Annotated in this window: 21 protein-coding genes; 8 read left to right on the top strand and 13 right to left on the bottom strand. The window is 71.1% G+C overall.

The features are described 5' to 3' along the window. Positions 1-27 precede the first annotated feature (27 nt). The 4 genes from AB0D28_RS23085 to AB0D28_RS23070 form a co-directional block, all read right to left on the bottom strand. Positions 28-621, bottom strand: a complete 594-nt coding sequence (locus tag AB0D28_RS23085; protein WP_357388827.1) for a hypothetical protein — start codon at positions 619-621, stop codon at positions 28-30. A gap of 16 nt (positions 622-637) precedes the next feature. Then, a complete protein-coding gene (locus tag AB0D28_RS23080) occupies positions 638-1,798 on the bottom strand; it encodes a hypothetical protein (protein WP_357388825.1) in 1,161 nt (386 codons plus the stop codon). A 68-nt stretch (positions 1,799-1,866) separates the two neighbouring features. Next, on the bottom strand, positions 1,867-2,613 hold the full coding sequence (locus tag AB0D28_RS23075; protein ID WP_357388823.1) for an ABC transporter ATP-binding protein: 747 nt from the start codon (positions 2,611-2,613) through the stop codon (positions 1,867-1,869). A 187-nt stretch (positions 2,614-2,800) separates the two neighbouring features. Beyond that, positions 2,801-3,199, bottom strand: coding sequence for a hypothetical protein (locus AB0D28_RS23070; protein ID WP_357388821.1), 399 nt, complete (start codon positions 3,197-3,199; stop codon positions 2,801-2,803). A 683-nt stretch (positions 3,200-3,882) separates the two neighbouring features. Here AB0D28_RS23070 and AB0D28_RS23065 point away from each other — a divergent pair. Beyond that, positions 3,883-4,269, top strand: a complete 387-nt coding sequence (locus tag AB0D28_RS23065; RefSeq protein ID WP_357388819.1) for a hypothetical protein — start codon at positions 3,883-3,885, stop codon at positions 4,267-4,269. A gap of 91 nt (positions 4,270-4,360) precedes the next feature. Here AB0D28_RS23065 and AB0D28_RS23060 read toward each other — a convergent pair whose 3' ends face one another. After that, the gene (locus AB0D28_RS23060) at positions 4,361-4,630 is read right to left on the bottom strand and encodes a DUF4190 domain-containing protein (protein WP_357388817.1); all 270 of its coding nucleotides are present in this window, start codon (positions 4,628-4,630) and stop codon (positions 4,361-4,363) included. A gap of 158 nt (positions 4,631-4,788) precedes the next feature. Here AB0D28_RS23060 and AB0D28_RS23055 point away from each other — a divergent pair, with 158 nt between their 5' ends. Further along, positions 4,789-6,075, top strand: a complete 1,287-nt coding sequence (locus AB0D28_RS23055; protein ID WP_357388815.1) for a DUF6350 family protein — start codon at positions 4,789-4,791, stop codon at positions 6,073-6,075. Between the two features lie 113 nt (positions 6,076-6,188). Here AB0D28_RS23055 and AB0D28_RS23050 read toward each other — a convergent pair whose 3' ends face one another. Both AB0D28_RS23050 and AB0D28_RS23045 read right to left on the bottom strand, forming a co-directional pair. Next, entirely contained in the window at positions 6,189-6,725 is a 537-nt protein-coding gene (locus AB0D28_RS23050; protein ID WP_357388813.1) for a DUF4190 domain-containing protein, read from the bottom strand. A 35-nt stretch (positions 6,726-6,760) separates the two neighbouring features. Next, positions 6,761-7,054, bottom strand: a complete 294-nt coding sequence (locus AB0D28_RS23045) for a CD225/dispanin family protein (protein ID WP_357388811.1) — start codon at positions 7,052-7,054, stop codon at positions 6,761-6,763. A 180-nt stretch (positions 7,055-7,234) separates the two neighbouring features. On the opposite strand from AB0D28_RS23045, the gene purN reads away from it, so the two are divergent. The 3 genes from purN to AB0D28_RS23030 all read left to right on the top strand — a co-directional run bounded on the left by purN (position 7,235) and on the right by AB0D28_RS23030 (position 9,931). Further along, positions 7,235-7,855, top strand: a complete 621-nt coding sequence (gene purN / locus AB0D28_RS23040; RefSeq protein WP_357388809.1) for a phosphoribosylglycinamide formyltransferase — start codon at positions 7,235-7,237, stop codon at positions 7,853-7,855. Beyond that, positions 7,852-9,426: a bifunctional phosphoribosylaminoimidazolecarboxamide formyltransferase/IMP cyclohydrolase gene (gene purH, locus AB0D28_RS23035; protein WP_357388807.1), complete on the top strand. Its 1,575-nt coding sequence runs from the start codon at positions 7,852-7,854 to the stop codon at positions 9,424-9,426. The genes purN and purH overlap by 4 nt, the downstream gene beginning before the upstream one ends. A gap of 151 nt (positions 9,427-9,577) precedes the next feature. Next, positions 9,578-9,931, top strand: coding sequence for a hypothetical protein (locus AB0D28_RS23030; protein WP_357388805.1), 354 nt, complete (start codon positions 9,578-9,580; stop codon positions 9,929-9,931). 220 nt (positions 9,932-10,151) lie between these two features. Here AB0D28_RS23030 and AB0D28_RS23025 read toward each other — a convergent pair whose 3' ends face one another. From AB0D28_RS23025 to AB0D28_RS23005, 5 genes are all read right to left on the bottom strand, one after another. Beyond that, positions 10,152-11,180, bottom strand: coding sequence for a dipeptide ABC transporter ATP-binding protein (locus tag AB0D28_RS23025; RefSeq protein ID WP_357388803.1), 1,029 nt, complete (start codon positions 11,178-11,180; stop codon positions 10,152-10,154). Beyond that, entirely contained in the window at positions 11,164-12,201 is a 1,038-nt protein-coding gene (locus tag AB0D28_RS23020; RefSeq protein WP_357388801.1) for an ABC transporter ATP-binding protein, read from the bottom strand. The genes AB0D28_RS23025 and AB0D28_RS23020 overlap by 17 nt, the downstream gene beginning before the upstream one ends. A gap of 65 nt (positions 12,202-12,266) precedes the next feature. Next, positions 12,267-13,223, bottom strand: a complete 957-nt coding sequence (locus AB0D28_RS23015; RefSeq protein WP_357388799.1) for an ABC transporter permease — start codon at positions 13,221-13,223, stop codon at positions 12,267-12,269. Between the two features lie 18 nt (positions 13,224-13,241). Then, positions 13,242-14,180, bottom strand: a complete 939-nt coding sequence (locus AB0D28_RS23010) for an ABC transporter permease (RefSeq protein WP_357388797.1) — start codon at positions 14,178-14,180, stop codon at positions 13,242-13,244. A gap of 89 nt (positions 14,181-14,269) precedes the next feature. Beyond that, a complete protein-coding gene (locus AB0D28_RS23005; RefSeq protein WP_357388795.1) occupies positions 14,270-15,868 on the bottom strand; it encodes an ABC transporter substrate-binding protein in 1,599 nt (532 codons plus the stop codon). Between the two features lie 391 nt (positions 15,869-16,259). On the opposite strand from AB0D28_RS23005, the gene AB0D28_RS23000 reads away from it, so the two are divergent. Together AB0D28_RS23000 and mdh are read left to right on the top strand one after the other, a co-directional pair. After that, on the top strand, positions 16,260-17,123 hold the full coding sequence (locus tag AB0D28_RS23000) for a bifunctional methylenetetrahydrofolate dehydrogenase/methenyltetrahydrofolate cyclohydrolase (RefSeq protein WP_357388793.1): 864 nt from the start codon (positions 16,260-16,262) through the stop codon (positions 17,121-17,123). A 98-nt stretch (positions 17,124-17,221) separates the two neighbouring features. After that, positions 17,222-18,172, top strand: a complete 951-nt coding sequence (mdh, locus tag AB0D28_RS22995; RefSeq protein ID WP_357388791.1) for a malate dehydrogenase — start codon at positions 17,222-17,224, stop codon at positions 18,170-18,172. A gap of 122 nt (positions 18,173-18,294) precedes the next feature. Here the strand turns inward: mdh and AB0D28_RS22990 are convergent, their stop codons facing one another. Further along, a complete protein-coding gene (locus AB0D28_RS22990) occupies positions 18,295-19,092 on the bottom strand; it encodes an MBL fold metallo-hydrolase (protein WP_357388789.1) in 798 nt (265 codons plus the stop codon). A gap of 139 nt (positions 19,093-19,231) precedes the next feature. On the opposite strand from AB0D28_RS22990, the gene AB0D28_RS22985 reads away from it, so the two are divergent. Next, a complete protein-coding gene (locus AB0D28_RS22985; RefSeq protein ID WP_013288497.1) occupies positions 19,232-20,449 on the top strand; it encodes an NADP-dependent isocitrate dehydrogenase in 1,218 nt (405 codons plus the stop codon). Positions 20,450-20,809 lie beyond the last annotated feature (360 nt).

The following is a 20,809-nucleotide window of genomic DNA, read 5'->3' as shown; positions in this document are numbered from 1 at the left end:
GGCCCATCGGGCCGCCCCCGCACTCGTTCATCGTCCGACGTGGCGCGTCGGTCGAGGATCCCGGACGAGAAGCGCGATCGCCGCCAGCAGCGCTGCCGACGCCAGCAGCCAGGACCACAAGTCGTCGGCGGGAGCCTGCATCACGCGGAGGTGGCCCGAGCCGCGCACGCTCGGACCGATGGAGTTGGTGAGCACGACGACCAGCGCGATCGCGCCGGCACCGGCTTCGGCCGAATGCAGCGCGGTCAGCACGGCCGCGGTGCCGGACAGCAACATCAGATTGCGGACGGCCAGGGCAGGCATGCCGTCCGTGGCCACAGCAGCGGCTCCGAGCGCGAGCGCCGAGAGCATCACCGTACCGGCGACGAGTGCGGCGTCCCAGCGGCCGATCGACCTGTGACACGCCGCCTCCACCGCGCGTGCCCGGGACGAGAGACCGTGGGCCAGTGCGATCACCACGGGCAACGGCAGGAAGATCGCCCAGGGGGTGGAACTCGACCCCCCGCCCAACACGGCGGGAAGCTCCACGACACGTTGGCCGAGGAGGGCTGACAGCACCGCCATCCCGGCGATCCACAGAAAGATCATCTTGGCCCGGCGCGTCTTCAACCAGTTCGTCATCGATCTGACCTGCCGATCATCCGCCGCATTTCGCGTCGAGCAGGGCTCGCTGCTTCAGATACCACTGTCTTTGCTCGTCGGGGGGCAGGGCGAACACCGAGCTCATGGTCGAGTCGGAGGGGTCGATCGGGCCCAGCCGGGACTGGATCTCCGCCTCGGTCATTCCTGACTTCCGGCTCAACCAGCGCAGAGCGCCGTTGTACACCCCGTGCACCTTGGCGTCCTCGGCGCTGCCGACCACACATCGTTGCGGGTCCGGCAGCAGCGCCGTGGCGACGGTGAACCGGCGATCCGCGTCAGTCGCGTAGGAGGCCGCCTCAATGCGCAGCGCACCGGTCGGGTGGAGTGGCGACTCGCTGTAGGCGTCCGGCATGTTCAGGCCGGCCTTCTCCAGGCTGGCCCGGACAGCCGTGAACAGTCTGACCTCGGCCGGTAGTTGATCGGCGTGTTCGGGCCAGACGCAGACCGTGATCTTCTCCGTCGCGCAGACCGGCTGCTCGGCTCGAACCTGAACGGTCAGGGCACCAGCGGGTGACTCGACGAGTGCGCTACCCGCAGCCACGCCGACCGCCACCACCACGCCGAGGCCGAGACTGAACGGGCGGCCCTTGAGCCGGGTCGCCAGCAGGATGAGAACGCCCAGGGCCCAGACGGCGGCGACGCCGATCGACGCCCGGTAGACCAGCGTCGAGAGTTGCTGTTCCGGGGTGCAGCAGGTGACGAACGTGGAATTCGCGTACCTCAGCCAGTACGGGCTGACGCCGGCCGGCACCACATGCCAGAGGAACAGCGCGACGGCGGGCGCCGAGAGGGCGATGACCCGGGGAAACGCCTGGCCGGCTGCCGCACCGAGCACGAAGCTCGCCAGTAGGGCGACCAGGGTGGTGACGGTCATCCCGACGGCCTGGGGATCCCACGGTACGACGCGAGCCGCCCCGAGAGCGACGAGTTGCGCGAGTGCGGCGGCCGCGAACAGCGGCCAGAGGGCCAGGAACAAAGCGGCTGGCCGCCGCCGAACCGGTTCGTGGGCGCGGAGGAAGCCTCGGAGGGCATGCGAGCGGTCTGCGGTCCAGGCCGCCAGCAACGGCGACAGCAGGACGAGACTGCGGTGGGCGGCGGCGACTCTCGGGAGCGGGTAGTCGTCAACGGCCGAGGAGGCGGTGGTGTAGGCGACCACCACCGCGGAGATCATCAGCACCGGCAGCGCGAACAGCCCTCGGCTCCAGCGGAGGCTGACCAACGGGTTCAATGGTCGAGTCCGGGCAGGAGCGAGGCGAAGACCTGCTCGGCCGACGTACGTCCGTTGCTGCCGTCTGTGCTCAGCGCGTGGAATTCGGCCTCCGAGCCGTCGAAGACGACCTTTCCCCGCACCAGCATCGCCACCCGGTCGAACACGTCGGCGATGTCATCGATCTGGTGGGTGGAGACCACCAGGCCGCAGCTCGGCAGGTCGAGCAGGACCCTGCGGAAATTGGCCCGCTGGACCGGATCGAGACCGGCGGTGGGCTCGTCCAGCAGCAGGAAGTCCGCCTGAAGGACCAGCGCTTCGGCCAGGCCGAGCCGCCGCAGCTGGCCGCCGGAGAGGGTTTCGGCACGCGCGGCCGACTTCTCCGCGAGCGCCACCTGCTCGACGGCGGCCAGAGCCCGTCGCCGGGCCTCGGACTCCCTTAGCCCGCCGAGCCAGCCGGCGTAGGTGATCTGCTCGAGCACGGTGAGCCCTCGGATGGCGGTGACGTCCTGGGGCATCCAGGCCACCCGACGGCGGAGGCCGCGGCCGTCCGTGCGCCGTCCCTGCTCGTCGGCGACAAAGACCCTGCCCTTGCGTGGTCGGTGGATGCCGGCCAGCAGCCGCAGCAGCGTGCTCTTGCCGGCGCCGTTGGGCCCCAGCAGGATGGTCCGCGTGGCCGCGGGCACCTGCCATGTCAGATCCTCGATCACCCGCTGCCCCCGGAACCGGTAGGAGAAGCTGAGGTCCTCGGCGATCAGCGCCATGCGCGCCTCCTCTGTGGTGCCCGTGCCGGCCCAGGAATGTTCGGGATGTTGCGACGGGGGCCGGACCGGGAAGCCGCCCTTCGCCGACACCAACGCCGCGACGGCAGCGCGGATGCATCCGCGCTGCCGTCGACGGGTCCGGTCCTCACCAGGCCGTGCCCGCGGTCGGACAGAAACTCTCGGCTGGTCAGTAAACTACACTGACATAGCTGACCGAGAGGCCCTGCGTTCCGGTGCCGGTGCTCTTGATGGTGAAGTGGTAGTTGCCCTTGGCGACATCCCCGAAGTAGAGATAGCCACTGCTGTTCTGGCAGTAGATGGTGCCTCGCTTCACCTCGGTGTCCGGTCCCAGATCCTCCCGGTAGACCGCCACTGTCGGATTCGCGTTGCAGCCCGAGAAGTACACGTATCCGTTTACGGAATCCTTGTTGTTGTCGTACCAGGTGCGCGACTCGAATCCGTTTCCCGCCCCGCTGATGCTGCTGTTCCACGAGGCTTCGGCGTAGGCGGCGCCGGACACGCCGACCGCCGCGACCGTGCCGATCGCGATTCCGGCGAGTGCGAGCCTGGCGCTTCTCTTGTTCATCTCTTTCCCCTTCGGTCCGATCCACGGAAAAGCCAGCGAAAGGCACCCGGATGGGAGGGGGTCAACGAATAGACCGGTGCGTACCGGTCGATTCGAGATCATGCGAGATTGATGCGTACATCTGCCGCTTTGAGCCCCCCGTGGGCCAACGCTGAGCGAGACGTTATCCGACGCCAAGCAATACCGTCAATGGTCAACGTTCGTGGCGTCGAGCCGCGGCCGGCAGGCGGGCGAGGTTGGGGAGGGGATGGCGCGAGCACCTGGTCGCGCGGGAGTGCCGGGGTGGTTGGCTCGATAATGCAGCTAAAAGGGCCGTGGAATAGGACAAATTCCGGCGCCTGGCAACCGCTTTGTCGGCCATCGGTCACGACGGGCGTCGGGACGGCACCCCCCCGCCGGCGTGTCAGGGGCCGCCCCCTGTCGGCGCAGATCCACCAGCGATACGACAGGGTCGCACGCGTGCGTCCTGTATTGACTATCTTGCTTGACCTCGGATAGCGTCTCGCTCAGCGTTGGCCCACGGGGGGCTCAAAGCGGCAACTGCACGCGTCATTCCTTCGACCTCTTTTCCGATCGGCGCGCGACGGTCGGCGCACTGGTTCGTCGAAGGAAACCGTACGCAATTCCCCCTGCTGTCCCGGCGCCAGTCGCTGGCTTCGTCCATGGCTCGGAAGGGGAAAGAGATGAACAAGAAAAGCGCCAGGCTCGCACTCGCCGGAATCGCGATCGGCACGGTGGCGGCGGTCGGGGTGTCAAGCGCCGCCTACGCCGAAGCCTCGTGGGAGAGCAGCATCAGCGGGGCGGGGAGTGGATTCGAGTCGCGTACCTGGTACGACAACAACAAGGATTCCACAAACGGCTACATCTGGTTCCGTCAGTGCAGCTACAACCCCACGGTCGCGGTATATCGGGAGGCCACGGGCCCGGACACCGAGGTGAAGCGGGGCACCATCAGCTGCGTCGGCGGTGACGGTTACCTCTACTTCGGCGACGTCGCCAAGGGCAATTACCACTTCACCATCAAGAGCAGCGGCACGCTCAACGTCAGCCGAGTGGTGGTCAGCTACTGACGGGACTCCCACCGGGTCAGACACTCCCGGGGCAGGTCCATCGGAATCCGGTGGACCTGCCCCGGGAGATCGGCTTTCCGGCCCTGGCCCTTCAGCGGTACCAGTACGGGTAGTACGAGTTGCCTCGGGCGCGCACGATGGCGCTGGCGACGATGTTGATCACGCCGAACGCGACGCCCAGCCAGCCGAGCAACTGCGACCTGCGGTTGCGCCGGGCGTCGCGGATCGACAGCGCGCCGAAGACGATGCCCAGGATGCCGCAGCAGAACAGGCCGAAGACGATGCCGAGGACGCCCCAGAGCGTGGTCCGGTCGCGGCCGACGGCCGGTGGCGGCGGTGGCGGCGGATACGGAGCGTGCACGGCTTCCTCCGGGCGGTCGGCGCCGCGACGGGAACGGTCGCGTCTGAGGCCGAGGCTAGACCGGATCACCGCCGCCCGGCCGGGGTTCGGCGAACTCGCCACGCTGCCGACCCGGTATCGGACTGCCGTCCTTCGCGCGGCGTGCCAGAGTAGACACGATGTCACGCGTCACCCCTGACCAGCCCCGCCGTCCGGCCACCGGTCCCTCGGCCGGCGTCCGGCCGCCCGGCCGCGCCCGTCCGGCCGCGCGGGTGCCCGCGCCCCGATCGGGTGAGGAGCCACGCAGCCGGGCCCCGCTGCCGGTCGCCGCCGGGGTGGCCGCGCTCTGGGCGGCGCTGACCTCCTGGCTGCCGGTCTCCGCGGTGCTGGGCCTCGCCCAGCTCAGCGAGGACGCCGGGTCGTTCGGCGGCGCGTTGCGCGCCGGCCTGGCCGGCTGGCTGCTCGGCCACGGGGTCCCGTTGCAGACCACCGCCGGGCCGCTGGGCCTGGCGCCGCTCGCGCTCAGCGCGCTCGCCGTCTGGCGGCTCACCCGCGCCGGGGTGCACGTCAGCCGGGCCGTCGGGGCGCGCGGGGCGGGCTCGCCGCGCCAGGCACTCACCGTCGCGGTCGCCGTCGGCATCGGGTACGCGCTGCTCGGCGCGCTCGCCGCGTTCGCTGTCGACGCGGGCGGCCTGCGGGTCTCCCCGGTCACTGCCGCGCTCACGTTCGCCGTGTTCGGCGTGGCGGGCGCGCTGGTCGGCGCGCTGCGCACCACGGGCGCCTGGGCGCTGCTGGCCGCGCGCTGCCCACCACCGGTGCGCGACGGCCTGCGTACCGGACTGGTAGCGGCGCTGCTCCTGTGTGGCGCGGGCGCCGGTGCGGCCGGGCTGGCGGTGGCCACCGGTGGCGGCGACGCGGCCGACATGATCGGGGCGTACCAGACCGGGGTGGCCGGTCAGGCGGGCGTCACCCTGGTCAGCCTCGCCTACGCGCCGAACGCCACCGCCTGGTCGGCCAGCTACCTGCTCGGTCCCGGGTTCGCGGTCGGCACCGACAGCGCCGTACGCACGAGCGAGGTCTCCGTCGGCGCGCTGCCGGCCGTACCGCTGCTGGCCGGCCTGCCGCGCGGGCCGATGGACGGGCTGGGTGGCGCGTTGCTGGCCGTGCCGTTGCTGGCCGCGATGGCGGCCGGCTGGCTGCTGGCCCGGCGGCTGCTGCGCACGGCGGCCGAGGAGCGGTCCGAGGTGGGCTGGCCGGCGCTGCTGCTGCCGGCCGTGCTCGCCGGGCCGGTCGCCGGCGCGCTGCTCGGGCTGTTCGCGGCGGCCTCCGGCGGGTCGCTCGGCGGCGGCCGGCTGGCCGAGATCGGCCCGTCGCCGTGGGCGGTGGCAGCGGTGGCCACGCTGGTCATCGGGGTGGGCGCGGTGCTCGGCGCCGCCGCCACCCGCACGCTGACCCGCGCACGCTGACCCGCCGCCACCCCGCACGCTGACCCGCGCCCGCCGACCCGTCGTCGTCACCGAGGGCGACAGACGCGTCAGGGGCGCCCACCGGTCGGTGGACGCCCCTGACGGGGGGACGATCAGGGCTGGGCCGGCAGGCTGACGTTGGCGACCACGCTCAGGATGATCAGGACGATGCCCAGGCCGGCGCCGATCGCGCCGCAGATCAGACCGGTCTTGGCCTGACCGTCGTTGTTGGCGAGCCCCTGCGCGGCCTTCTGGCGGCCCAGGTAGCCGGTGACGACCGCGGCGATACCGAGCGGGATGCCCAGGTAGAAGCAGCAGACCATCGGGATCGAGGCGATACCGAGGATCATCGACACGAGGCCCAGCGTGTTGTTCGGGGCCTGGCCCGGTCCGGCCGGGTAGCCGGCGCCCGGGTACTGCGGCGCGGCGCCGTACGGCTGCTGCTGCGCGTACGGGTCCTGGCCGTAGGCGGGCTGACCCGAGGTGGGCTGGCCGTACGGCTGTCCCGAGGTGGGCTGCTGCCCGTACTGCGGCTGCTGGCCGTACTGCGGGGCCTGCGGCGGCTGGGCGTACGGGTCGTGCGGCTGAGCGTTCGGATCCTGGTTCGGCTGCTGGCCGTACGGGTCCTGTCCGGGGTAACCGGGCTGCATGTCTGGGTGCTCCTCAGATCGGTTCGGGTTGTCGGTCAGTTTGTGCTGCTGCCACTGACGAGACCGGCCAGGCCGCCGAAGAGGCAACACACCACGATGATGCCGATCCAGACCAGGCCGACGATGAGGGCCCACTTGGACCACTTCTTGGACTCGGCGGCGGCGGCCTGGGCGCCGGCGTAGTCACCCTGCTGGATCAGCGGGTTGACCTTCGACGCGTTGATGATGGCCGGGATCGCGAGCGGCCAGAACAGGAAGATCGCGACGATGGACATCGTCATGTTGTTGTCGATCTGCTGCGGCTGCTGCTGGGGGTATCCGGGCTGCATGCGAAGTACTCCTCGGTCCGACGGCACGCGGCGTGCCGGGTTCTACGTGGGGGTGCGGGCCGGGCGCGAGACCGGACACCGGGCGACCGGCAGCGTACCGCGATCATGCCACCGGCGAGGTCAGCCGATGGGCTGCCGCCCCGCAGCCGAGCCGCCTGACCTGCCCGATAGGGTTACCCGGTGACCGAGCCCGCGTCCGTCGCCCGCCTCGTCGTCCTCGTCTCCGGCTCCGGCAGCAACCTCCAGGCGTTGCTGGACGCCACCGCCGACCCCGGGTACGGCGCCCGGGTGGTCGCCGTCGGCGCCGACCGGGACGGGATCGCCGGCCTGGACCGGGCCGCCACCGCGGGTGTGCCGTCCTTCGTCGAGCGCGTCAAGGACCACCCCACCCGCGCCGACTGGGACAAGGCGCTCACCGCGCGGGTCGCCGAGCACCGGCCCGACCTGGTCATCAGCGCCGGCTTCCTCAAACTGGTCGGCCCGGAGTTCCTGACCGCGTTCGGCGACCGCTACCTCAACACGCACAACACGCTGCTGCCGGCGTTCCCCGGCATCCACGGCCCCCGCGACGCGCTGGCGTACGGCGTGAAGGTCACCGGGGCCACCCTGTTCTTCGTCGACGCCGGCATGGACACCGGCCCGATCGTGGCCCAGGTCGCCGTGCCGGTGCACGACGACGACGACGAGGACACGCTCACCGAGCGCATCAAGTCCGCCGAGCGGCGCCAGCTCGTCGAGCAGGTCGGCCGCCTGGTCCGTGAAGGTTGGACGATCACCGGCAGAAAGGTCACCATCCCGTGAACGCCACTGAGGACGCCGGCCGCCGCCCGATCCGGCGCGCGCTGGTCAGCGTCTACGACAAGACCGGCCTGGCCGAGCTGGCCCGCGCCCTGCACGAGGCCGGCGTGGAGATCGTGTCGACAGGGAGCACCGCTTCGACGATCGCCGGCGCGGGGGTGCCGGTGACGCCGGTCGAGCAGGTCACCGGCTCCCCGGAGATCCTCGACGGGCGGGTCAAGACGCTGCACCCGAAGATCCACGGCGGCCTCCTCGCCGACCTGCGCAAGGACGCGCACGCCGCCCAGCTCGACGAGCACGGCATCGCCGGCATCGACCTGCTGGTCTCCAACCTCTACCCGTTCCAGGCCACAGTCGCCTCCGGCGCCGACGCCGACGAGTGCGTCGAGCAGATCGACATCGGCGGTCCGGCGATGGTGCGGGCCGCGGCGAAGAACCACGCCTCGGTGGCTGTGGTGACCGACCCGGCCGCGTACCCGGCGGTGGTGGACGCGCTCGTCGAGGGTGGGTTCACGCTGGCCGGGCGCCGGGCGCTGGCGGCCCGTGCGTTCGCCGACATCGCCGACTACGACGTCGCGGTGGCCGACTGGTTCGCCACCACCGTGTCGCCGGCCGAGGACGGCTGGCCGCGGTTCGCCGGGCTGGCGCTGCGCCGCCAGGCGGTGCTGCGGTACGGCGAGAACCCGCACCAGGCGGCGGCGCTCTACACCGACCCGGGCGCGCCGGCCGGGCTGGCCCAGGCCGAGCAGTTGCACGGCAAGGAGATGTCCTACAACAACTACGTCGACGCGGACGCCGCCTGGCGGGCCGCCAACGACTTCCCGGACCAGCCGGCGGTGGCGATCATCAAGCACGCCAACCCGTGCGGCATCGCTGTGGGCGCGGACGTCGCCGAGGCGCACCGCAGGGCGCACGCCTGCGACCCGGTCTCCGCGTTCGGCGGCGTGATCGCGGTGAACCGGCCGGTCGACGCGGCGCTGGCCGGTCAGGTCGCGGAGATCTTCACCGAGGTGCTTGTGGCGCCCGGCTTCGACGAGGACGCGCTGGACCTGCTGCGGGCCAAGAAGAACCTCCGCCTGCTGCGGGCGCCAGCGTTCGCCGTGCGGCCGGCGGAGTGGCGGCAGGTCAGCGGCGGCGTGCTGGTGCAGACGCGGGACGCGGTCGACGCACCCGGCGACGACCCGTCCGGCTGGACGCTGGCCACCGGCGACCCGGCCGACGAGGCGACGCTGCGTGACCTGGCGTTCGCCTGGCGGGCGGTACGCGCGGTCAAGAGCAACGCGATCCTGCTGGCCCGCGACGGCGCCACCGTCGGTGTCGGCATGGGACAGGTGAACCGGGTGGACTCGGCGCGGCTGGCCGTCAGCCGGGCCGGTGACGAGCGGGCCCGCGGCTCGGTCTGCGCCTCGGACGCGTTCTTCCCGTTCGCCGACGGTCCGCAGATCCTCATCGACGCCGGGGTGCGGGCGATCGTGCAGCCGGGCGGCTCGATCCGCGACGAGGAGACCATCGCGGCCTGCAAGGCGGCCGGCGTCACCATGTACCTGACCGGCACCCGGCACTTCTTCCACTGACCGGTCCGGCCCGGCCTGTCCGGGCGCGTCGGTCGTCCACACGACTGACGCACCCGGACGCCGGGCCGTTGCCCGCCGCCGGAGGCGGTTGCTAGCGTGTGCGCGGCGACGATCGAGCGTCTCCGCTGTCTGTGAGCCCGGCAGGTGTGCCATGCGCGTTCGCGACCGGTTGATCGCCGTCGTCGTCACGCTGGCGTTCGTCCTGGCCGGACTGGGATCGGCCGCGCCGCCCGCTGCGGCCACCGCCTCGGCGAGCGGAACGAGCGCTGTCGCGCTGCGTGCCCCGTACCCCGGAATCTCCTGGTCGGAGCTTGTCGCCGGGCCGTGGCACGACCACGGCGGCGGCCTCGGCTACACCGACGGCCCGGACGACCTGGCCCCGGCCGCGCTCCCGCGCGTGGCCGGCCCGGTCGTGCCGGAGCCGGTCGCGTCCGCGCCCCGGCCGCCGGTCGTGCCGCTCCCGCCGCGTGGCCCGCTCGCCGCGCGCGCCCCGCCGGCCGCCTGAGCCGCACCGAACCCCGCAGCCCGCACCGGGACGCCGCGTCGGCGCCGCACCGGAACCCGCCGCGTCGACCCGGCGGTTCCGCCGCGAGCTGCCGTGCGCCGGTACGGCGGCGCGCCTCACGCCGCCGGGCCCGCTCGGGTTCGTCCGGGTCCGCCTTCCGCACGCGTGCCCGCATCGGAGGCCCCGCCCCCTCTTCCTCCGGGGGACGGGGCCTTCGTCGTCACACCTCGGTGCGCACCTCGGCGAAGTGGCAGGCGCTGGGGTGCGGGTCCGCCGCGCGGGGCACCGCCTGCGGGTCCTGCGTCGCGCAGACCTCCTCGGCCTTCCAGCAGCGGGTCCGGAAGTGGCAGCCGGACGGCGGCTCGGCCGGGCTGGGCACGTCGCCGGTGAGCCGGATGATGGTCCGCCGGTCGCGGGCCTCCGGGTCGGGCACCGGCACCGCCGACAGCAGCGCCTGGGTGTACGGGTGGGTCGCGCGCTGGTAGATCTGCTCCTCGGTGCCGATCTCCACGATCCGGCCCAGGTACATCACCGCGACCCGGTCGGAGATGTGCCGCACCACCGACAGGTCGTGGGCGATGAAGATGTACGACAGCCCCAGCTCGTCCTGGAGCTGCTCCAACAGGTTGATCACCTGGGCCTGGATGGACACGTCGAGGGCCGACACCGGCTCGTCGCAGACGATGATCTCGGGCCGTAGCGCGAGCGCCCGGGCGATGCCGATGCGCTGCCGCTGGCCGCCGGAGAACTGGTGCGGGTAGCGGTTGACGTGCTCCGGGTTGAGCCCGACCACGTCCAGCAGCTCCTGCACCCGCTGCCGCCGGCTGCGCTTCGGCGCGACGTCGGGGTGGATCTCGAACGGCTCGCCGACGATGTCGCCGACAGTCATCCGCGGGTTCAGCGAGGTGTACGGATCCTGCATCACCATCTGCATGTTCCGGCGCAGCCGGCGCAGGTCCGCCCCGGTGGCCCGGAGCAGGTCGCGTCCCTCGAGCGTGACCCGCCCGGCGGTGGGCGTCTCCAGGCGCATGAGCAGCCGGGCCAGCGTCGACTTGCCGCACCCGGACTCGCCCACCACGCCGAGCGTCTCACCGCGCCGCAGCTCGAACGAGACGCCGTCGACGGCCTTGACCTGGCCGATGGTCTTCTTGAACAGCACGCCCTGGCTGATCGGGAAGTGCTTGACCAGCTGGTCGACGGCGAGGATCGCCTCGCCGCGCACCTTCGCGGGTTCAGCCGTCGCGGTCATCGTGCACCTCCTGGGCGAAGTGACACGCGCTGGTCCGACCGTCGCCGAGCACCAGGTCGTGCGGCACCTCGTCCACGCAGACCGGCTGGACGTACGGGCACCGGGGGTGGAACGGGCAGCCGGACGGGATCGCCATCAGGTTCGGCGGCAACCCGCGGATGCTGGACAGCGCCTGGCCGCGCACGTCCAGTCGCGGGATCGACTCCAGCAACCCCTTCGTGTACGGGTGGGCCGGTGCCCGGTACAGCGCGTGCACGTCGGCGTGCTCGACGATCCGGCCCGCGTACATGACCGCGATCCGGTCCGCCACACCGGCGACCACGCCCAGGTCGTGGGTGATCAGGACGAGCGCCATGCCGAGATCCCGGCGCAGGTCGGCCAGGAGGTCCATGATCTGCGCCTGCACTGTGACGTCCAGCGCCGTGGTGGGCTCGTCGGCGATCAGCACCTTCGGGTCCAGCGCCAGCGCCATCGCGATCATGACGCGTTGCCGCATGCCGCCGGAGAACTGGTGCGGGTAGTCGCCGAGCCGCTTCGCCGCGGCCGGGATCCGGACCAGGTCCATCAGCTCGACGGTCCGCCTGCGCGCGTCGGCCCGCGACATGCCGGCCCGCTCGCGCAGCGACTCGCCGATCTGCCAGCCGACCGGGAAGACCGGGTTCAGCGCCGACAGCGCGTCCTGGAAGATCATCGCGATCTCGGCGCCGCGGATCTGCCGGCGCTCCTCCTCCGGGCGGGCGAGCAGGTCCCGCCCCTGGTAGAGGATCTGCCCGCCGCGCACGTACGCGGGCGGGGTGTCCAGGATGCCCATGATCGCCTGGGCGGTGACGGACTTGCCGGAGCCGGACTCGCCCAGCACCGCGAGCGTCTCACCGGCGTCCAGGTGGTACGTCACCCCGTTGATCACGCGCGCCACGCCCTCCCGGGTACGGAACTCGACGTGCAGGTCCCGTACCTCCAGCAGGTGCCCGCCGGGCGGGGTGGGTGAGGCCGGCGTGGGCCGGACCGCGTTCTGCGTCATGGCTGTGCCTGCCTTTCGCTCGCGACTGCGGGGCTCGCTGCGCTCACTCCTCGCGCTCGCACGGGTCACCGCAGCTTCGGGTCGAAGGCGTCGCGGATCGCGTCGCCGAGCATGATGAAGGCGAGCACGGTCAGGGCGAGGAACGTCGACGGCACGATCAGCGGCGTCGCGGACTCGCGCATGTGCACCCGCCCGGCGTCGATGTCGATGCCCCACGAGATGGTCGGCGCCTTCAGGCCGATGCCGAGGAAGCTCAGCGTCGCCTCGGCCGCGATGAACGACCCGAGCGCGATGGTGAGCACCACGATGGCCGGGGCGAGCGCGTTCGGCAGGATGTGCCGCCACATGATCCGGCCGTTGCCGGCTCCGAGCATCCGGGCGGCTGCCACGTAGTCCTGCTCCCGGGCGGTGATCACCGAGGAGCGGACGACCCGGGCCGCGGTGGTCCAGCCGAGCAGCGCCAGCACGAGGATCACCGCGAAGAGCCGTACCGTGTCGCCGCTGGTGCTCACGCGCTTGAGCAGCACGATCGCGGCCAGCAGCAGCGGGATGCCGAGCACGATGTCGATCACCCGGGACAGCACCGCGTCGACCCAGCCGCCGAAGTAGCCGGCGACCATGCCGACGACGAGTGCGATCACACCGGTGATCAGCGCGGAGAACGCACCGACGAGCAGCGAGGCGCGAGCGCCGTAGACGGCCCTGGCGAACGTGTCGCAGCCCTGGAAGTCGTACCCGAAGACGGCCCCGCCGGACGGCCCGGCGTGCTGCCGGGAGAGCACGCAGTCGCGCGGGTCGTTGGCGGCGAACAGCCCGGGCGCCACGGCCATGGCGGCGACCAGCACCACCAGCAGCAGGCTGATCCAGAAGACCGGGTTGCGGCGCAGGTCACGCCAGGCGTCCCCGGCCAGGCTGCGGGCCCGGTCCGGCCGCCCGGCGCGGCCGGGCGTGCCCGGTTCGCCGGAGACACCGCGCCGCGCGGCCTGGTTCTCGGTCGCCGCGACCGTCTCGAAGTCACTCACGGCCGCACCTCGTTGTGCTCACTCATAGCGGATCCTCGGGTCGAGGACGGCGTAGAGCACGTCCACCACCAGGTTGGACAGCAGGTAGACCACGACGAGCACGCTCACGATGCCGACCACCAGCGGGCCGTCCTCGGTGCGGATGCCGCGGAACAGGTTGAAGCCGACGCCGGGGACGTTGAACACGCCCTCGGTGATGATCGCGCCGCCCATCAGGTTGCCCAGTTCGACGCCGAGGAAGGTGATCACCGGGATGAGCGAGTTGCGCAGCACGTGCACGCCGACGATGCGGCGTCGCCGCAGCCCTTTGGACCGGGCGGTGCGGACGTAGTCGGCGCGCAGGTTCTCGGTCACCGAGGTACGGGTCAGCCGCAGCGCGGTGGCCAGGGAGAGCGAGCCGAGCACGATGCCCGGCAGCAGCAGCGCGTAGAAGGAGGGTTGCGCTCCGGCGGTGGGCGGGAAGACCGGCCAGCGTACGCCGAGGAAGTACTGGGCCAGCGGGGCCAGCACGATGGTGGGGATGCCGAGCACCAGCAGCGTGAGCACGAGTGTGGCGTGGTCGAACACGCCGGAGCGGCGGATCGCCGCGATCACGCCGGCGGTGACCCCGAAGATCACCGTCACGGCCATCGCGATCACGGCGAGTTTCACGGTGACCGGCCACGCGGCGGCGAGGATGTCGCTGATCTGCCGCCCGGTGAGCGACTGCCCGAGGTCACCCTGGACCAGGCCGCGCAGGTAGTCGAAGTAGCGGTAGAAGAAGCCGCCGACACCTGTCGCGTCCAGGTGGTACTTCTCGGTTAGGTAGGCCCGCTGCGCCGCGGTCACCGGCCGCTCCCCGGCGAGGGCCTGGATCGGGTCGCCCTGCCCGGCGAACATCAGCGCGTAGACGATCAGTGTGGTTCCGAAGAACGCGAGGACCATCTGGAGCAGTCGCCGCAGGATGAAGCGGAGCATGCTGGCAAGTCTGCCGAAACCGGGCGAAATGCGGGCCAATGCCAGGGCCGGGCCACCCGGTGGGGGTGGCCCGGCCCGTCAGCGGGGTGTCAGGCGCGTTCGATCTTCACCAGGTCCACCCGGTCGAAGAGGTCCACGTGGACGTTCTTGACCTTGGTCGAGTGGCCGAAGTTGTTCTGCCCGTACCGCAGCGGGATCACCGGCATGTCCTGCGCGAGCAGGTCCTCCGCCGCCTGGTACTTCTCGATCGCCTCGTCCTCGGTGGCCGCGCGGGCGCCCTCGGCGAGCAGCTTGTCGAACTCCGGGTTGCTGTAGCCGTAGTAGTTCGACGAGCCGGTGCTGCTGTACAGCGGGCCGAGGTAGTTCTCCATGGACGGGTAGTCCATGACCCAGCCCATCCGGAACAGGCCGACCGGCTGCTTCTGCTTGACCTTGGTCAGCAGGTCCGCGAACTTCGGCTCCGCGGTGCCCACGCACTCCACGCCCAGGTTGGCCTTGAGCTGGTTGCAGGTCGCGTCGACCCAGTCCTTGTGGCCGCCGTCGCCGTTGTAGGACAGCTCGATCTTCTTCGGGCCGCCCGCGGCCTCGTACGCGGCCTTGGCCTTGACCGGGTCGAACGCGCCGGCGGTGCCGATGGTGTTCTCCCGGTAACCCGCGACCACCGGCGAGACGAACGAGCGGGCCGGCTGCTGCGAGTCCTTGAAGATCGACTTGGTGATCTCGTCCCGGTCGATCGCCATCGAGATCGCCTTGCGCACCTCGGGCTTGCTGAACTCCTCCTGGAACGTCGGGAAGGCCAGCACCTGCAGCGACGAGGCCGGGCTCTGGAGGAAGCGGTCGCCCAGGTCGGTCGCGGCGGTGGACAGGTTCTCGGTCGGGATCGTCTTGATCACGTCGAGGTTGTCCGACAGCACGTCCGCGTACGCGGCGGTCGGCTGCTGGTAGATGCGGAACTCGACGCCGCCGACCTTGGGCTGCTGGCCCGGGAACGCGTCGTAGCGCTCCACCTCGACCTTGGCGTCGTGCTGCCAGGTGCCCTTCATCTTGAACGGGCCCTGGCCGATCGGCGCCTGCTCGTAGCCCTCGGCCAGCACGCCCGGCGCGGAGAAGGCCGCCTCGGGCAGCGGGTAGAAGGCGGTGTAGCCGAGCATGGACTTGAAGTCCACGTACGGCTCGCTGAGCGTCACGGTGAAGGTGAGGTCGTCGACCTTCTTCAGGCCGCTGAGCGTCTTGGCCTTCGGGCTCTCGCCCTGGAGGTCCTCGTAGCCGGCCACCTTCTCGAAGAAGTAGCTGGAGTTCTGGCCGTTCGGCGCGTACGCGCCGTAGTTCCAGGCGTCGATGTAGTTGTCGGCGGTGACCTGCTCGCCGTTGTGGAACGTGTAGCCGGGCTTCAGCTTGATCGTCCAGACCTTGTTGTCCGACGTCGTCACCTTTTCGGCCGCCACCTCGTGCGGCTTGTTCGCGTCGTCGTAGTCGACGAGCGGGCTGAACAGGGCCGACAGGACCTGGGAGCCGCTCGTCTCGTTTGTGTTTGTGGGCACCAGGTGCTGCGGCTCGGCGATCTCGATCCGCACGGCCGCGTCGGAGTCGCCGGTGCCGCCGCCGCCACCGCCCGAGCCGCAGGCCGTCAGGCCGAGCGTCACCGCGAGCGGGAGCGCGGCCCAGGCCGCGAGCCTACGAACACGCATGGGGGTCTCCTCATCTCCTCACGCTGCGCGGTCGTCCCGACGCTGGGTGACTCTGCGCAACGAGTGGTAACCGTAGGTCGCGGGTCGGCCCCTCGACAACTGATGCGTGGTCAATTGATGACTGATCGTGTTCGCCGAACCTTGCCGTCGTTGCTCCCGCCTGCTAGTAGCGGTGCTGAACTGGCCTTTTGTTCGTCATCGGTGGCCCGGTCGAGGTGACGTCGGATGGCTCTGGGGTGTCGGCTCCGAACGTCCGGTGCGTGCCCGCCCGGGTCCGGCTCGCCCTGCGCGTCCGGTGGTTGGTGACTCTCCGTGACTTCCGCCACGTTGCTGAGCGTGATCGTCGGCCGTCGTCGTCCGGCCTCGGCTGCGGACGTGAGACGATCACGACGTGACGGCGACGATCCTGGACGGCAAGGCCACCGCGGCGGAGATCAAGGACGAGCTACGAGCCCGGGTCAAGGCGCTCGCGGAACGCGGCATCACCCCCGGTCTCGGCACGGTGCTGGTCGGGGAGGACCCCGGTTCCCAGGCGTACGTCAACGGCAAGCACCGCGACTGCGCCGAGGTCGGCATCGCCTCGCTGCGGGTCACGCTGCCGGCCGACGCCACCCAGGAGCAGCTCGACGCGGCGCTCGCCGAGCTGAACGCCGACCCGGCCTGCCACGGCTACATCGTCCAGCTCCCGCTCCCCGGGCACCTCGACACCCAGCGCGCCCTGGAGTCGATCGACCCCGACAAGGACGCCGACGGGCTGCACCCGGTCAACCTGGGCCGGCTCGTCCTCGGGTACGACGCGCCGCTGCCCTGCACCCCACGCGGCATCGTCGAGCTGCTGCGTCGGCACGACGTGCCGCTGCGCGGCGCGAACGTGGCGGTCGTCGGCCGGGGCAACACCGTTGGCCGCCCGCTGGGCCTGCTGCTGACCCGGCGCAGCGAGAACGCCACAGTGACGCTCTGCCACACCGGCACGCTCGACCTCGCCGCGCACACCCGCGCCGCCGACGTCGTCATCGTCGCCGCCGGCGTGCCGGGCCTGCTCACCGCGGACATGGTCAACCCGGGCGCGACCGTGGTCGATGTCGGCATCACCCGTGTGATCGGCGACGACGGCAAGGGCCGCTACACCGGCGACGTCGACCCGGAGGTGACCGAGGTCGCCGGCAAGGTGGTGCCGATGCCCGGTGGCGTCGGCCCGATGACCCGCGCGATGCTCCTGACCAACGTGGTCGAACGGGCCGAGCGGGTCGGCTGACACCCAGCCAGGTCATAACCGTCCGCCCCTGGCCCGATCGGTGCCAGGATGGCTGATACGGTCCGGAAAACCGACTGGTATCAGGGAGTGGGACGACCATGGGTAAGAAGGTCACTGTCGTCGGCGCCGGCTTCTACGGCTCGACCACCGCACAGCGCCTGGCCGAGTACGACGTCTTCGACACCGTCGTGATCACCGACATCGTGGAGGGCAAGCCGGCGGGTCTCGCGCTCGACCTCAACCAGTCCCGCGCGGTCGAGGGCTTCGAGACCAAGGTCGTCGGCGTCACCACCGGCCCGAACGGCGAGGGCTACGACGCCATCGAGGGCTCGGACGTGGTCGTCATCACCGCCGGCCTGCCGCGCAAGCCGGGCATGAGCCGGATGGACCTGCTGGAGACCAACGCCAAGATCGTCCGTCAGGTCTCCGAGAACGTCGCCAAGTACGCCCCGAACGCCGTCGTCATCGTGGTGTCCAACCCGCTCGACGAGATGACCGCGCTGGCCCAGCTCGCGACCCAGTTCCCCAAGAACCGGGTGCTCGGCCAGGCCGGCATGCTGGACACCGCCCGCTTCACCAACTTCGTCGCCGAGGCGCTGAGCGTACCGGTGAAGTCGGTACGGACCCTGACGCTCGGCTCGCACGGCGACACCATGGTCCCGGTGCCGTCCAAGAGCACCGTGAACGGCAAGCCGCTGCGTGACGTCATGCCGGCCGAGCAGATCGAGGAGCTGGTCGTCAAGACCCGCAACGGTGGCGCCGAGGTCGTCGCGCTGCTCAAGACCGGTTCCGCGTACTACGCCCCGTCCGCCGCCGCGGCCCGGATGGCGAAGGCAGTGGCCGAGGACTCCGGCGACGTCATGCCGGTCTGCGCCTGGGTCGACGGCGAGTACGGCATTTCCGGCGTCTACCTGGGCGTCGAGGCCGAGATCGGCGCCGAGGGCGTGAAGCGGGTCGTCGAGACCGACCTGGACGCCGACGAGCTGGCCGCGCTGAAGGAGGCCGCCGAGGCGGTCCGTGCCAAGCAGGGCGACGTCGCCAGCATGTGACGTAGCAAACGCGTAGAAGGCCCGCCGGCTCCGCCGGCGGGCCTTCTGCCGTCCCGCCCGCGGTTCCCCCCTGTCGATCATGAAGTTGGCGGTCGAGTTGATCTCCATTTCCGCCGTCAACTTCATGATCGACGGGGCGGCGGGTATGGGGTGAAGGGTGCGGTCAGGTGGGGGGTGGCCAGGAGGGCGGGGGAGAGGGTCGCCAGCAGGTGCTGCCGGGAGTGGCGGGCCGTGGCCGGATCGACCTCGTGCGCGTAGGGGAGGGCCGGGTCTGCCAGCTGGATCGCGTGCACGAGCAGGTCGCCGGTGATCAGGAGACGGTCGTCGCCCGCCTCGATGAGCACCGACTGGTGGCCCGGCGTGTGCCCGGGCGTGTGCAGCAGCCGTACCCCAGGGGTGAGGGGCGTCTCGCCGTCGACCACCCGCAGCCGGCCGGCGGCGCGCAACGGCGTCAGCAGCCGGGCCGGCAGATCCGGGTGGAACAGCTCCAGCGCGTCCACCTCGGCGCGCTGGACCAGGTGGTCCGCGTTCGGGAACAGCGGTCCGGCCCAGCCCACATGATCGGTGTGCAGGTGGGTGAGGACCACGGTGCGGACGTCGGCCGGATCGATCCCGGCGGCGGCCAGCTCGGCGGGGAGCCGGCCCGGCACCGGCGCCCAGCTCGCGGCGAGGGAGTCGGCCGGGCCGATCCCGGCGTCGACAAGCGTGACCGGCCCGTCGTCGGCCCGCAGGGCGAACGCGCGGAACCGCAGCCACCACCGGCCGTCGTCGGTGACCGCGCCCGGATCGAGGCGGTCGGCCGCCGCCCAGTGCGTCTCGGTGGCGTCGGGAAAGGCCTCGCCGCGGGGCTGGAAGAAGGGCCCCTCGCCGTCGCTGAGCGCGGTGACCGTGATAGACCCGATGGTGCGGCTGTGCGGCATCGGACGATGATGCCAGCGGGTCGCGGCGCGACGCAGCCCGCTTTTCCGGCGGTCCACCCGGGCCGCCTGGGGACTGCCGGCCAGTTTCCAGTACGCTCGTACTGCTTGAGCACGTGTCCCCCGAGAGGAGCGCCGGCCGATGGCGAAGATCAAGGTAAACAACCCGGTCGTGGAGATCGACGGCGACGAGATGACCCGGATCATCTGGAAGCAGATCCGGGAGCAGCTGATCCTGCCCTACCTCGACGTCGACCTGCACTACTACGACCTGTCGATCCAGCACCGTGACGCCACCGACGACCAGGTCACGGTCGACGCCGCCAACGCCATCAAGGAGCACGGCGTCGGCGTCAAGTGCGCCACCATCACCCCGGACGAGGCCCGGGTGGAGGAGTTCGGCCTGAAGAAGATGTGGCGGTCGCCGAACGGCACCATCCGCAACATCCTCGGCGGCGTGGTCTTCCGCGAGCCGATCATCATGTCGAACGTGCCGCGGCTCGTCCCGGGCTGGACCAAGCCGATCATCATCGGCCGGCACGCGCACGGTGACCAGTACAAGGCCACCGACTTCGTCGTCCCCGGCCCGGGCACGGTGACCATCACCTACACCCCGGCCGACGGCGGCACCCCGATGGAGATGGAGGTCGCCAACTTCCCCGGCGGCGGCATCGCCATGGGCATGTACAACTACGACGAGTCGATCCGGGACTTCGCCCGCGCCTCGTTCCGGTACGGCCTGGACCGCGGCTACCCGGTCTACATGTCGACCAAGAACACCATCCTCAAGGCGTACGACGGCCGGTTCAAGGACATCTTCGCCGAGGTGTTCGAGAACGAGTTCAAGGCCGAGTTCGAGGCCGCCGGCCTCACCTACGAGCACCGGCTGATCGACGACATGGTCGCCGCCGCGCTCAAGTGGGAGGGCGGATACGTCTGGGCCTGCAAGAACTACGACGGTGACGTGCAGTCCGACACCGTCGCGCAGGGCTTCGGCTCGCTGGGCCTGATGACCTCGGTGCTGCTCTCCCCGGACGGCCGTACCGTCGAGGCCGAGGCCGCCCACGGCACTGTCACCCGGCACTACCGGCAGTACCAGAAGGGCGAGAAGACCTCGACCAACCCGATCGCCTCGATCTACGCCTGGACCCGGGGCCTGGCCCACCGGGGCAAGCTGGACGGCACCCCGGCGGTCACCGAGTTCGCCGACACGCTGGAGAAGGTCATCGTGGACACCGTCGAGGGCGGCCAGATGACCAAGGACCTCGCGCTGCTCATCTCGCGGGACGCCCCGTGGCTGACCACCGACGAGTTCATGAACGCGCTCGACGAGAACCTGGCGCGCAAGCTCGCCGCCTGACGTGCAAGGAAGGGCCCCTTCTTAACGCCTCGCGTTGTAGAAGGGGCCCTTTTTAACACCTCAGGCCCGCCGGGACGGCGTGACCTCGTTCGGTACGCCCTCGTTGACAGGGTGGACGAGATGCCAGTCGCGTCCATGAAGGTGGGCCGTGGCCGCGCGCCGGCCGGCCGGCCTTCGAGGCTGCTGAGCGCAGCCAGCCGTCCCTTCCCTGCGGGGGGTCCTGTCCCGGGCCCCCCGCGCCCCATGCTCCGGCCTGCGGCTGTTAAGAACTCCTAACGTTGGAGTTGGCGCCAGCAGATGAGGGCGCAGGCGAGGCTGAGGAAGGCTTCGTGGATGTCGTCGCGGATTTCCCAGCGGATG

Source organism: Micromonospora sp. NPDC048169, from assembly GCF_040652815.1.
Lineage (GTDB): Bacteria > Actinomycetota > Actinomycetes > Mycobacteriales > Micromonosporaceae > Micromonospora.
Note: the sequence above shows the minus strand (reverse complement) of the source record. Positions and strands in the feature narration are given on the sequence as shown.